Origin of the sequence: Balnearium lithotrophicum (genome assembly GCF_900182585.1) — a bacterium.
Classification (GTDB): Bacteria; Aquificota; Aquificia; order Desulfurobacteriales; family Desulfurobacteriaceae; genus Balnearium; species Balnearium lithotrophicum.
The window spans coordinates 75,240-89,152 of the sequence record NZ_FXTM01000002.1; the positions used below are offsets into that span (position 1 = coordinate 75,240).

Annotated in this window: 8 protein-coding genes; 3 read left to right on the forward strand and 5 right to left on the reverse strand. The window is 42.0% G+C overall.

Annotated elements, in window-relative coordinates; genetic code table 11:
- The first annotated feature begins 1 nt into the window (after position 1).
- Positions 2-3,631 (forward strand): DNA gyrase subunit A, encoded by a 3,630-nt coding sequence (locus FN732_RS09535; RefSeq protein ID WP_425456856.1) that lies wholly within the window; start codon positions 2-4, stop codon positions 3,629-3,631.
- Entirely contained in the window at positions 3,624-4,904 is a 1,281-nt protein-coding gene (serS, locus tag FN732_RS01040; RefSeq protein WP_142933714.1) for a serine--tRNA ligase, read from the forward strand. The genes FN732_RS09535 and serS overlap by 8 nt, the downstream gene beginning before the upstream one ends.
- Positions 4,905-4,922: 18 nt before the next feature.
- Here the strand turns inward: serS and FN732_RS01045 are convergent, their stop codons facing one another.
- From FN732_RS01045 to FN732_RS01065, 5 genes are read right to left on the reverse strand one after another with little or no spacing between them, the layout of a single operon-like run.
- Positions 4,923-6,947 carry an STT3 domain-containing protein gene (locus FN732_RS01045; RefSeq protein WP_142933716.1) on the reverse strand — a complete coding sequence of 675 codons (2,025 nt, stop codon included), beginning with the start codon at positions 6,945-6,947 and terminating at the stop codon, positions 4,923-4,925.
- A gap of 20 nt (positions 6,948-6,967) precedes the next feature.
- Positions 6,968-8,920, reverse strand: a complete 1,953-nt coding sequence (locus FN732_RS01050) for a sensor histidine kinase (RefSeq protein ID WP_142933719.1) — start codon at positions 8,918-8,920, stop codon at positions 6,968-6,970.
- Complete coding sequence (locus tag FN732_RS01055) at positions 8,913-10,526, reverse strand: NAD(P)H-hydrate dehydratase (RefSeq protein WP_142933721.1); 1,614 nt, start codon at positions 10,524-10,526, stop codon at positions 8,913-8,915. The genes FN732_RS01050 and FN732_RS01055 overlap by 8 nt, the downstream gene beginning before the upstream one ends.
- Before the next feature lie 17 nt (positions 10,527-10,543).
- Positions 10,544-11,077 carry a peptide deformylase gene (def, locus tag FN732_RS01060; protein WP_142933723.1) on the reverse strand — a complete coding sequence of 178 codons (534 nt, stop codon included), beginning with the start codon at positions 11,075-11,077 and terminating at the stop codon, positions 10,544-10,546.
- Positions 11,062-11,829: a sugar phosphate isomerase/epimerase family protein gene (locus FN732_RS01065; RefSeq protein ID WP_142933725.1), complete on the reverse strand. Its 768-nt coding sequence runs from the start codon at positions 11,827-11,829 to the stop codon at positions 11,062-11,064. Before FN732_RS01065 ends, def begins: the two co-directional genes overlap by 16 nt.
- A gap of 79 nt (positions 11,830-11,908) precedes the next feature.
- On the opposite strand from FN732_RS01065, the gene FN732_RS01070 reads away from it, so the two are divergent.
- Entirely contained in the window at positions 11,909-13,894 is a 1,986-nt protein-coding gene (locus tag FN732_RS01070; protein ID WP_142933727.1) for a hypothetical protein, read from the forward strand.
- Positions 13,895-13,913 lie beyond the last annotated feature (19 nt).

A 13,913-nucleotide genomic window follows, 5' to 3' on the forward strand; every position in this document is an offset into this window, starting at 1 on the left:
GATGAAGCAGTCCTACCTGGACTATGCAATGAGCGTAATTGTCGGGAGAGCTCTCCCCGACATCAGGGACGGTTTAAAGCCCGTTCACAGGAGAATTCTCTACTCGATGTACCAGCTTAACCTATATCCGGATAAGCCCTACAAAAAGAGTGCCCGTATAGTTGGGGAAACGTTGGGTAAGTTCCACCCCCACGGTGATACTGCCGTTTACGATGCACTGGTCAGAATGGCTCAGGACTTTTCAATGAGGTATCCCCTCATTGACGGTCAGGGAAACTTCGGCTCAATAGACGGTGACTCTGCAGCGGCAATGAGGTACTGTGTAACTGGAGATACCCTCATAACCACAGATAGGGGAATAATTCCCATATCCGAATTGGCAGAAACGGAGGAAAATTCGGAAGTAGAGATAAATGTAAAGGTTCAGTCTCTAAACGGGAAAGTAAACAGAGCAGTGAAATTCTTCAACTCCGGTAAACACCCTGTTATTAAAATCACAACGGAAGAGGGATTTGAGATAAAGGGAAGCTTTAACCACCCAATTCTTACCTTTACTGTAGAAAACAACAGACCCGTCTTCAAGTGGAAGCTCCTAAAAAGGGTATCTGAGGGAGATTACGTCATAATAAACCGAAATTTTAACAACATTAATCCCTCCCAGGACTTGGTTTCTCCAGAGGAAGCCTTTCTCCTCGGAGCTCTTACCTCTGAAGGCTACAGCTCAGAAAATAGGGTCGGATTTAACAATACGGACAAGGAGTTTGCAAAGAAAGTTGAAGAGAACATAAAAACTTTGGGCTATCGGCTATGCAGGTATGAAAGAGAGTTACCCAGTGGAAAAACGTTAGTTGAAATTCAAGTACACGAAAAACATTTCATAGAAAATCTTAAGCTGTTAGGATTTTCAGGGAAAAGTGGAGAAAAGGGCATCCCTCCAGCCATTTTAATGTCCGGAAAGAAAGTACAGAGACTCTTTCTGCAAGCCCTTTTTGAGGGTGACGGCAGCGTTTACGAAACTAACAGGTCTGTTGTTATCTCCTACTCCTCAAAGAGCCTAAGGCTTATAAAGGAACTTCAAATCCTTCTCCTACACTTTGGAATAGTTTCCAAAATTCACCCAGACAGAGAAAACTTCAGACTTTTAATAGGAGGAAGGGAAAACGTAAAACTATTTAAGGATTTCATAGGTTTTGCAGGGGAAAAACAGAAAAAATTGGAGGAGCTATATCAGAAATTACTAAAGGACAAAAAGGGAAGCCTCTCTAAGACAGACTTTATACCATTTATTTCCGAATACATTCGGAATAAATATAACATCTGGTGGATTAAGAAGATAAACTTTGATAGGTACGATAGGCTTCAGCAAAACCTGCCGAAGTTAAGGAAAGTCCTAAGCTACAAGGACATCTCGCTGATAGAGGAACTCCTTAAAAACAGGTACTACTTTGCAAAGGTAAAGAAGATAGAGGATGCAGGAGTAGAAACAGTTTACTCCGTTAAAGTTGACAGTCCTTGCCACTCCTTTGTTGCCAACGGATTTATAAACCACAACACCGAAGCAAGGCTTTCAAGAATTTCTATGGAGCTCCTTAAGGACATAGAAAAGGACACAGTTGACTTTAAGCCAAACTTTGACGGCTCCCTTGAAGAACCGGAAGTTCTCCCTGCAAGGTTTCCGAACTTGCTGGTAAACGGAGCCTCAGGAATTGCAGTTGGAATGGCAACAAACATTCCTCCCCACAACCTAAAGGAGGTTTGCGAGGCCGTTAAGTACTTGGTTGACCACCCAGAAGCTGTAACTGAGGAACTCCTTCAGTTTGTTAAGGGACCTGACTTTCCCACAGGTGCTGAGGTAATAAATCCCGAAGACATTCCAAAAATCTACAAGAGCGGCAGGGGAAGTGTAACGGTAAGGGCAAAACACAGGATTGAGGAGATAGGAAGGAGGACGGCAATTGTAATTACGGAGCTCCCCTATCAGGTAAACAAAGCGGACCTAATCAAGAAGATTGCAGACCTTGTCAGGGAAAAGAAGATAGACGGAATTTCGGACATAAGGGATGAATCGGACAGGGAAGGGATAAGGGTTGTTATAGAGCTGAAGAGGGAAGCTACTCCTCAGGTTGTTCTGAATAAGCTCTACAAGTTCACCCCACTCCAAACGAACTTCAACTACAACATGATTGCTCTCATCAACGGAGAACCGAAACTGTTTAACTTAAAGAAGTATCTATCTGAATTTATAAAGTTTAGAAAAGAGGTCATTCTAAGGAAAACGGCCTTTCTTCTTAAGAAGGCCGAGTCAAGGCTCCACGTATTAGAGGGATTGAAGAGGGCTCTCCAAAACATAGATAGGGTTGTTGAAATTGTTAAGGGTGCAGAGAGCCCCCAGTTGGCACAGGAGGAACTCTCTAAGGAATTTGGTTTAACGGAGACTCAAACTAAAGCAATCCTTGACATGAAACTCCAGAGAATTACAGGACTTGAGAGGGAAAAGTTAGAGGAGGAGTATAACAAACTCAAAAAGGAAGCCGAGTACTACAGGTTTGTTTTGGAGAACGAAGAGGAGCAGAAGAGGCTGATAAAGGAAGAGATGGACGAATTAATTTCAACCTATGCCGACGAGAGAAAAACACTGATAATTTCAAAGGAAGCAGAGATAGACGTTGAATCAATGATTGAGGAAGAAGAGGTTTTAATCTTCCTCACTCACAAGGGATTTGTCGCAAGGGTTTCTGCTACATCCTACAGAACTCAGGGAAGGAGCGGAACTGGAGTTCGGGGAATAAGAACGAGGGAAGGAGATTTCGTTAAGGACGTTATAACTGCCTCCTCAAAGGACTACCTACTCATATTCACAAATCAGGGAAAGGTCTACTGGCTCAAGGCTTACGAAATTCCAAAGATGGAGAGGCCTTCAAGGGGACATTCGATTAGAAACTTTCTCCCTGGAATGTCAGGAAATGAAATTGTTTCAAGAATAATTCCTGTAAGTGACTTTTCCGTTAAAAGGGACATCTTCTTCGTTACTCAGAAGGGATACGTGAAGAGGACTCCCCTTTCTGAGTTTTCAAACCCCCGTTCAACGGGAATAAATGCCATTAATTTGGAACCTGGAGACAGATTAATCTTTGTAGGTCTGGTAAGCGAAAAGGACAATGCCATTTTGGTTTCAAGAAATGGAAAAGCCATAAGGTTTCCCGTTCAGGACGTTCGCCAGATGGGGAGGGGAGCAAGAGGAGTTAGGGGAATGCTTTTAGATGAAAACGATGTCGTTGTTTCTGCAACAATAGTTGAGCCGGACGATAGATACCTACTAATTGTTACTGAAAAGGGATACGGAAAACGGGTTAAGATTGACGAGTTCCCTCTCCAGAGAAGGGGAGGAAAGGGACTCATTGCTTCAAAGCTCTCCGAAAGGACGGGTAAGCTCGCCTATGCCGTTACGTTAAAGGATGGAGAACCTGTAATTTTAGTTTCCAAGAAAGGGAAAATTATTAGGGTTAAGAGCGAGGATATTCCCGTTTACGGAAGGCACACAAGGGGAGTCAGAATACAAAGGCTTTCAGAGGGTGATTCTGTAGTTTCCGTGTCCGTTGTTACATCTGAGGATGGAGGAGAGGATGATTGATGTAAAGCGATTAAGAAGGGAGCCTGAGAGGATAAAGGAACTTCTATCAAGGAGGGACAAAGCTTACGCTGAGTTGGTTGATGAGCTGTTAGCCGTTGACGGTGAAAGGAGAGCTCTCATAAGTGAGGTTGAGAAGTTAAAGTCTGAGAGGAACAGACTATCTAAGGAGATTGGAAAGCTATTCAAGGAAGGAAGAAAGGAAGATGCTTTAAATCTCAAATCAAAAGTTGAGGAGATTTCAGATAGAATCGTTCAGTTGGAGAGGGAACTTTCTCAAATAGAGGAGAAGTTTAACAGTCTGATTTTGTCAATTCCCAACCCTCCACACCCTTCAGTTCCCGTTGGTGAGGATGAAAACGACAACGTTGTTGTTAGATACTGGGGGGAAAAGCCAGAGTTTGATTTTGAGCCAGTTCCCCACTGGGACATAGCCAAAAATCTTGACATACTTGACTTTGAAAGGGCAACAAAGTTGGCAGGTTCAAGGTTCGTCATATACAAAAAGTGGGGAGCTAAGTTAGAGAGGGCCCTAATCAACTTTATGCTTGACCTTCATACTCAGGAGCACGGCTACGAAGAGGTAATTCCCCCCTTCTTGGTAAACACAAAAACGATGACAGGTACGGGACAGCTACCAAAGTTTAAGAACGACCTGTACAAAGTAGAAAACGACGACCTTTGGCTCATTCCAACTGCAGAGGTTCCGCTAACAAACATCCACTCTGGTGAAATACTAAGTGAGAAGGAGCTTCCAAAGTACTACACAGCTTATACTCCCTGTTTTAGAAGGGAGGCAGGAGCCCATGGAAGGGACGTTAGGGGAATAATGAGGCTTCACCAATTTAACAAGGTTGAACTTGTGAAAATTGTTCACCCGGATACCTCCTACGAAGAGCTTGAGAGGCTTGTAAGGGAGGCAGAGAGGGTTTTACAGCTTTTAAACCTCCACTACAGGGTTGTGGAGCTCTGTACCGGAGATTTAGGATTTTCGGCTGCAAAGACGTACGATATTGAAGTCTGGATTCCTTCTCAGGAGAGGTACAGGGAGATTTCCTCCTGTTCGAACTGTGAGGATTTTCAGGCACGAAGAGCCAAAATTAGGTTCAGGGATAAGGAAGGAAAAACAAGGTTGGTCCATACGCTCAACGGTTCCGGTTTGGCCGTTGGAAGGACAGTTATAGCTATTTTAGAGCAGTACCAGCAGAAGGACGGCTCTGTAGTTGTTCCCGAAGTTTTAAGGGACTACATGAAATTGAACGTTATAACTCCTTAAGGGGCTTTTAAGCCCCAATTACTGTCTCACCTGATAAACAACCGAAGTAGGAAAGTTATCCCAGACAAGTTTAAATAAGTTTTTATTATAGTTTCTCAGTATGTACATTTGATTAAACATACTTCTGTAAACTTGCTCGTCCTCTAAGAATACCATCTTTTCTTTCCTATCGCTTATAAATTCAACAATAAGACCTCGGTCGTTAAATTTTCTTTTTCCTATTCTTGACTCTTCCCTAACTACCAAGTACTTAATCGGTACTTCCCTTTTCGATACTAAAATTGTTCCTTTGTTAAGGTCTATTAACAATCCATCACAGTTTAAAATATTTCTATCAATTAAAGTGCACGCTTTTAATGGTTTTAGAAGACCTCTCCTTCCCCTTTTAAGGTCAAAATTCCAGGTTCCAAAATAGTTAATCCAGCCAAATTTGCCGAATTCATCCGAGGTAAATATCCAGAAAACAGGATGTTTAATAGGTTTAGAAAACTCTCCGGAAAAAATCTCATCCCTTATTTCTTGAGGTTTTACTCCCTTCTTAATTAAGTCCTCTATACCCTTTGCCCCCAAATTTGATATTCCCAGTATTGTGTTGTATGCAACCCTTGGGTCTGACGTTGAAAATGTGGTTGCTACAAAGTATGTTTTTGGAGAAACTTGACTTCCTCCATCGTGGTACACAGCCCTGTTTGAGTAGTATTGAATTGCATAACCGTAGTCCCACCAGGTCCATATCCAGCTTCCCTCAGGGGTAATTTCTCTAAGCTTCAGAAAAGTCTCTGTAAGTCCTGGTGTTATTTTTGGAAACGCGACGAACTTTACAGATTTTTCATTAGCAAAAACGAAACCTGCTCCGATGAAAATGGAGAGTAGAATGACTGCTGTTTTTTCCATCCATTGATTTAACCTTTCCCTATCCTTTAGAAACTTAATTAATAAATCAGCCAAAAATCCCAATCCTGCACCAACAAAAGGGGATAGGTACATCGCAAATCTATTTCCCCCTTTAAAAGAGATAAGCCCTATCAGAAAAACGGGGATTATGGGAACTAAGGATTTCCAATATCTGTAAAGGAGAATTAGGAAAGAGGCCAATCCGACTATCAGAATTATTTCATTTCCTCCAGTCATTTCTGATAGAAGTTTCAAATTGAAGTGTTTCTGCTCGCCTATAGACATCTGAACGTTTGGGAAACCACCTTCAACCGATTTGTGGAAGTACGAATAGAGGTAGGTATATACACTCCCGTAAAAATTTTTAACTCCTTCAATAATTGTTAAGGGATTTGAGAGGAGAAACAGAACAGTTAGATTTTTCCAGTCCTCCTTTGAAAAGTTAATTCTCCTTATGGAGGCCACGTAAATTATGTAAAACATAAAAATAACAGTCACAAGTCCTGGGTGGGAATACCACCAGTTGTAGAGCTCCAGCGTCAATCCAGCCAGAATTAAGAGAGCAATTCTGAGTTTTTTATCTTCTACCCTGTAAGTTTCAAAGAGTAAGTAACCTGCCATAAATGGGAAGAAGAGGTTTAGGGAATCTGTATCGAACCTGCAGATGCTCGTCCTGATGAGGTATATAAGTGAAATTGAACCAAGAAGAGCCCCGCCAAACCCTGAAACAGGCAATCCTAATCTGTAGAAATAGAGGACAAAAGGTACAACAAACAGAATGGAAAGCAGAGGAGTAAGGTAGTAGGAAATGTTTTCTATGTGAGTATCAAATATTTTGGCTAAACCTGCACCTATGTAACTCTCCATAGGTATTGGTGAAGGGTAGGTTACGTTACCGGTTATGTAGTTATCCGGAACAAACCTCAAAGGGTCCAACTTCCCTGCCCTGTAAGTCTTTTCAACTTCTTCCCTTGCCCACCTTGCAAAGTAAAAGGCATCGTAACTTGTAAAGAGTGGTCTATCCTTGTAGTAAAAAACCTCCCTGTGCCCTCTCCAAACCTTTCCATCGTCAAACCTTATGTAGAGTCCAACACCAATGGGGATTAAAATGAGAAATAGTAATGTCAATACAGAGAAAACCCTTCCCATTCTTCCTCTCTTTCTTCGTTTTACATTGGCAATTCTATAACAAAGGTATTTTTATCAACAGTATAAATTTTGCCTCCATGGTCAGAGATTATCTTCTTTACAATTGAGAGGCCAAGTCCCCAACCCTCTTCCTTTGTGGTCACGTAGGGGTTAAAGAGCTTCTCTGCAATTTCATCGGGAATACCGGGGCCGTTATCCCTGAAAACTATGAATACCTTTCCATCCTTCTCTGTTGTGGATACCCTTACTTTTGTTGCTCCGGCAGATATACTGTTATCTATCAGGTTTATAAGTACCTCCCTCATCAATCCCCTATCAACCGGGATTTTTGGGAGCTCCTCCAACTCGTACTCAACCTCAACCCTGTTTTGGTATGGCTCAAGAGTTTGTTTTATGAGCTGATTGATGTCTGTCAACCTCTTCTCAGGAAGGGGAAGCCTTGCAAACTTTCTAAACTCATCAATTAATCTCCTTATTACCTCTACCTCCTCCAATATGGATTTAACAATTTTATTGAGATTCTCTTCAGAAAGCCTTCCCTTTTCATAGAGTCTCTTTATCCTTTCAGCATTCAGCGTTATAGGGGTTAGGGGATTTTTTATTTCGTGGGCTATTCTCTGCGCTACTTCCCTCCATGCTTCTGCCTTTTTTGCCCTTACAAGGTCGGAAACGTCCTCAATTATTAAAATCCTGTCCCCAATCTCAGGAGATATTATTATTTCTAAGGTTAAGAACTTCTCCTTACCTCCAATTTCTTCCCTAACTTCTCCCTTATTCTTTTCCTCCTTTAGAAGCTTTTCTACCTCCTTTTTAAGGTTTGGATACTCATCAAGGACTTCCATAATATTTCTTCCCCTTACTCTGCCTGAGAGCTTAAAGAGTTTCTTGGCCTCATTGTTACAGGAAACTACTCTTCCGGAAAAGTCAAAAGTAATAATTGCAGGGGAAATTGCGTTTAAAACCTCCTCCAAGTACTTTCTGTTCTCCTCCAAGTTCTTCTTTAGAGTCTTAAGCTGACTTACCATTGAGTTAAAGGCAGTAATTACGTGCTTTAACTCCCCTGTAGCCTCCTCCTCAGGAATTCTTATATCCAAGTTTCCCTCAGAGATTTTCTCAGTAGCCCTGTAGAGGGCATCTATGGGAACGGAAATCCTACTTTCAAAATACTTTGCAAACCAGAGAGCTCCAAAGAGAACGGCAAGTCCCATAATTCCGAAAGTTACGGTGTAAATAGTCTTTATTGGAGTTTTATATGCAGTTAGTGTTTCGTAGCTTGAATGGAGTTCCTTTATCTTTAGTATATTCTGAGCCAATTTATTGGGAAGCCTTTTGGATACACAGACGAAGAGGCTCTTTTTTTTAAGACAGTAAATAAACATTTTTGATGACTTATCAAGGTATGAAAACTCCTTTAACCCTGAAATCTTTTTAATCTCATCGGAGGAAAGGGGAAACCTTCCCACCAACGTCTCCCTTTTTCCCTCCTTTCTAAAAAAGCCATCAATTCCGTAGGCCTTTAGGGTGTACGGATAAACTTTCCTGTATGAAAGCTGCTGAGTTTTTCTCTTTAAATCTCTCTCGAGAAAACTGAGGAATTCCTCCGTAGTCTCGTAGGATGTTGAGACGATTCTCTTAATTTGAATGCGCAGTAGCCTGTCAAGGCCCTGATTGATAACTCCAGATGCCCAAAATATTGAAAAGAGAGCTGGACCCAAAACCAATAAGAGAAATGCTGTAAATATCTTTACCCTTAAATTTGTTCTAAAGTGTGGGAGGAAAAAGAGGGCTAAATTTCTGATGAAGAAGACAAAGAGAACCGTTATAACAATTAAGATAAAAGCCATGAGAAGGTGAAATAGGGGATTGTTCAAGTAAAACTCCCCCGAAATGGAGGAGAGGAGGGAAACTCCAAAGTAACCAACAAGGAGTATTCCCAAGAGGAGAAGAAGGGCTACTCCTAACTTTTTATACACCTACAATCTCTCTCAAACTGGTTACGAAGGGAGAGGTATGTTTTTCAAACCTCGTTTCGGCTTCCTTAATTCTCTTAATAGCCTTTGGGAGAAAGTCAATCAAATCCCAGGCCTTTAGTGATTCCTGAGAGAGCTCCCCGGCTGCCAAATCTCCTGCCAGGGAATGGAGGAAAACACTGAACTTTGCAGAGTCCTCCTCATCAATTCCCATTCCTAAGAGAGCTCCAACAACTCCAGAGAGAACATCTCCCGTTCCTGCCGTTGCCATTCCGGGGTTTCCTATAACGTTAACAAAGGTTTTTCCATTTGGAGTTGAAACTACTGTTCTTCCACTCTTTAAAACTACCGTTACGTTAAACTTTTCAGAGAAATCAAGAGAAGACCTAAAAGGCTCTTTCAGTATTTCATCCTTTGTTAGCTTTGAAATTCTTGAAAATTCTCCAATGTGGGGAGTAAGTATTATGGGCTGTTCCTTTAACTTTAAAACCTCTGGAGATTCAGAAAGTGCATTTATTCCATCTGCATCTATAACCATTGGGAGTTTACACTCCTTAACAAGTTCCCTTACAAACTCGTAAGTTTCAGGGTTGTTTCCAAGTCCAGGTCCGAGGACAACGGCAGAGAACTTACCGTTTTCAAGAATTTCCAACACACTATCCAAGTTTTCAATTCCAAAGTAACCTTTGTTGTCATCGTTAACAGGAATTGACATTACCTCCGTTAACTTCGTTTCAAAAATCTGGTTCAGCGATTTTGGAACGACTACTGTTGATAGTCCTCCCCCTGTCCTCAAAACGGCCTCTGCTGCCATCGATGGAGCTCCCGTTTTTCCAACGGAACCACCTATAACGGCAACATGGCCGTAGGTGTACTTGTGACTCATTATTTCCCTTTCAGGGAAAGTAAAGAAAACCTCGTCGGCAGTTAGGAGAAATCTGTTAAGTCCCATTAGAAAGGGAACGTCCTCTGGAATTGATATATCGACGACAAAGAGTTCTCCAACGCTGTAACATGCAGGAGGCATAACGTGGACAATCTTTGGAAATGCAAAGGTTACAGTTATGTCTGCCTTGATGTGAGGGCCTATTACCTCCCCCGTACCTCCAGAGAGCCCTGAGGGTATGTCAACGGAAACAACGGTCCTGTTTGAGTTATTTATAACATCTACAACGTCCTTGTAAAATCCAGTTAAAGGTTTTGAAAGGCCTGTTCCAAAGAGAGCATCAACTATCAGTGAGCTTTCCTTAACAAGGGAGTAGAACTCCACCAACTTTTCATCACTGTCTATTACGTGAACGGGAATAGGAAGTTTTGAAACTACATCGTAGTTTAATTTTGCATCTCCCTTTAGGTTTTCAGGAGAGGAAGTAAGAACAACCTCAACATCGTAACCTAAATTGTACAGGTGTCTTGCTACAGCTAAGCCGTCTCCTCCGTTGTTTCCCTTTCCACAGACAACTAAAACTGAACTTCCTTCAGTGTACCTGTATACAACCTCTGCCACCCCACGGGAGGCGTTTTCCATCAGAACAATTCCCGGAATACCCAACGTTTCTATTGTTTCCCTATCTACCTCTGCCATCTCCTTTGAATTTAAGAGCCTCATCCCTCCTCCTTTAAAAACTATTTTTTAGCTGCCATCTTTCTCTCGTACTCCCTCTTTAACTTCCTGTACTTCTCAAGGGCCAACCTCCTTTGAAGAGGTGATAACCTGTCTATAAAGACAATTCCATTGAGGTGGTCTATTTCGTGCTGAAAAGCCCTTGCGAGGAGACCTTCACCTTCTATTTCAAATTCCTCTCCTTCAAGGTTCTGGGCCTTTACCTTTGCATAGGCCGCCCTCTTGACCTTTTTGTAGAGACCCGGAAGTGAAAGACAGCCTTCTTCCTTAACAATTTCCCCCTCCAATTTGACTATCTCAGGGTTAACGAGAACAATCTTCTCCTTACCCTGTTTTTCTGTCCCAGCATTCACATCAATTACAACTACCCTCCTTAAAACTCCAACCTGGTTTGCTGCAAGACCAACCCCTCCCCTTTTGTACATCGTTTCAAACATATCGTTAACCAAATTCTTGAGCTCCCCGTTAAACTCCTTAACTTCCTCTGCCCTTGTCTTTAAGACCTGATTTGGGTAAACAACTATTTCTCTCTCCATAGAGCTTTCCTCCTTAGAAATTCAAGGCTTTCCTTAACTCCCTGTGGAGTTTTATTTTCAAGGTTTAAAATATATTCTGTTTTAAGCTGATTTATTAATTCAAAAATACCCTCAACGTCTATCCTTCCTTTACCCAACGGAAGGTGCTGGTCTGAATTTCCACAGTTATCGTGGAGGTGGAATTCGTAGATTCTATCCCCCAACTCCTCAAACCAATTTGAAATTGGAACCTTAGAAAATAGATTAATGTGGCCTATATCAAGGCATACACCTACATCTTTTGGGAGCTCCCTCATAAAGTTTTTTAAGTTTTCCGGAGTCTCATCAAAGACGTTCTCAAGGACAATTTTCCCGTACCAGTTTTCCAAAACCTCCTCAAACGTTGAGAGAGCCCTCTCAAACCAGCTCTTGTAGAAGGACTTTACCTTTTGAGGGTGGTATCCTGTATGAAATACTATGAGCTTTGCATCTAAAACCCTCGATACAGTTATGGTTTCAAAGAACCTATCCTTAGTTGCTTTTAAAACATAGCCATCAAGAGCTCCCGGATTTAGGTCTATAAACGGGGCATGAACAGTTATAGGTCTATCACCTACCTCCCTCTTTAACTTTCCAAAGTCCTTCAGTGTCAATCTGTCCAAAACATCCGAGGTTATCTGGAGCTCTACCCCTAAACCTAAGGATAAAACCTCCCTTAAAGCATCCCTTCCTTTTAGTATCTCCTTTCCTGAAACGTGCCCTACTATCTCCATTTCAAATTCCTTTCCTTTTTAAGTTAAGTACAATTTATTTTCGAGTACCCGCAAAAACAAAGAAAGTAAGAGGTAATGAATGAAAAGGATAGTTCCTCTGATAGTTCTCCTCCCGCTGACGGCCTACGGCTTCCAGATTTCCGGAGAAACTGGAGGATACTCCGTTAAACTTAAGGGAAACTACAAGAGACAGGTTGGATTTGAAAGGTGGAAGGGGAAAAAGGGAGGCTACTACTACAGGTTGGATTTAAAGGAAAGTTTCCATTTAGGAAAAAGTGCCGATTTTTTCCTGTCGGTCACAACCGGTTCAACAAAAGTTCCCTACGAAAGTATACTCACCTCAGAAAGGGATAAGCTGTTTTACGGTGGTTTTAAAACGTTCAACATTAAGGAGCTCTACCTAATAAAGAGGGGATTCATCTGGAGAAAATTAACCCTAAAGGCTGGAAAGCAGGAGTTTAGAATTCCCGGTCTTATTAAAGATTGCCTTTGGGGAGGGAGCTTTATCTACCAGCTAAATAAGAACTTTTCAATTTACTGGAACCAGATTGCAGGTTACGAGGGGAAGTACCTCCTCTTTTCCGGAGATGAGGATGACGTCGATATCTCCCAGTTTGGGGTTAACTGGAAGGGCTTGAACCTTGGTTTCTACAGGATAATGGATGCAAGGGGAAACCTTTCTGGAATTTCAAAGGGTGGAGTTTACGGAGAGTACTCTAAAAAGGGTTTTAAAACCTCTCTATTTTCACAGAACGGAAAATGGGGAGGAATCTCAAGGTTGGACCTGAATGTAATTGAGATAAAGGCCGGTTACTCTCAAAGGGGAACTACCTCCTACGGCTACGGGGAGGATTGGGAAAACTCAGCTTTAATCTTTAAGCCCTCATTTTCAGGGGTCAGGTTTCTATCCCTCTCCTTTTCACCTTACAGGTTCTTAAGAGTTAACCTGTCAAGATTTGAAAAATCATCGGGAAGGCAGATAGGAAATGAAGTTGGAGGAGAGCTCCGCTATCCAATTTACAGGGGAGAACTCTTTTTAAGGGGAGCCGTAGGCTCTCACAACTCTTACGCCCTCTTTGGAGGTTACAGGTGGGGAGTTAATAATTTAGAAAAATTTCCTCCTGCCAATTTCTCTGTTAAAAACTACTTCAGTATATCTGGAGAGTACTCAGACCTTCCAAGGAGAAGGTACAGGCCTCAGATTGACTTTGACGGGTGGGATAGAGCAAAGCACGTTGGCTACTGGCACACCACTTATAAACTGAGCCTTAAATCCGAAAATTTGAGGTTTAAAGTATCAACAGGAAGGAATACAAAGGTTGACTATGTGGTATGGGGGAACACTTCCGACAACTTTCTCTACCAGAAGAGCCACGGGAAACTCTGGCACCTTGAGGAGTTGAACTACTCCTTCAGAAATTTCCGACTTGGACTCCAACCCTTTGAAATCAAGGGAGTTATGAAGGATTACCTCTCGGGAATTCTCTACGAAACTTCGGAATTAAAGGCCGGAGCCCTCTACCACAAGGAGAGGAGCCAATTGGGGGTTTACACGTTATCGTACAAAAACCTCTCCTACGTTTTCCTTTCAAACGGCTACCGTTCAAATTCACTCCTCTCACTCTACTTAAAAGCTTTTGGACTCACAGCTTCACTTTCGAAGGAGTGGGGTAAGGGACAGAGTGGAGAGTGGGGAGTTCTCCTTGAAACAAAAAGGAAACTTTTCGGTAACGAATTAACCGTTAGGTATAGGGTTCATTCAAAGAAATTCTCAACGTACGGAGTCAGGGAATACTACAGGGACGATGGATTGACTGTAAGGCCGGGTGAGGGTGATGAGAGATATCTAAAGATTCTCATTGAAAGACCTTTAAACTATAAATTCTCTCCAAAGTTGGGTTTCATCTACAACAGACTCTACAGGTTCTCCGGGGATTTTGTCTCTCAGGAGTTTGGCATTTCCATCTCTTTCAAGCCCTGCAGAAGTGGAACGTTCAGCCTCCTTGGAGCTCTCGGAACAAACGGCTCCTACTACGAAGGAGTTAAGTTTTCCGTTTCTTGGTAGAATTAAGCTCTCACTTTGG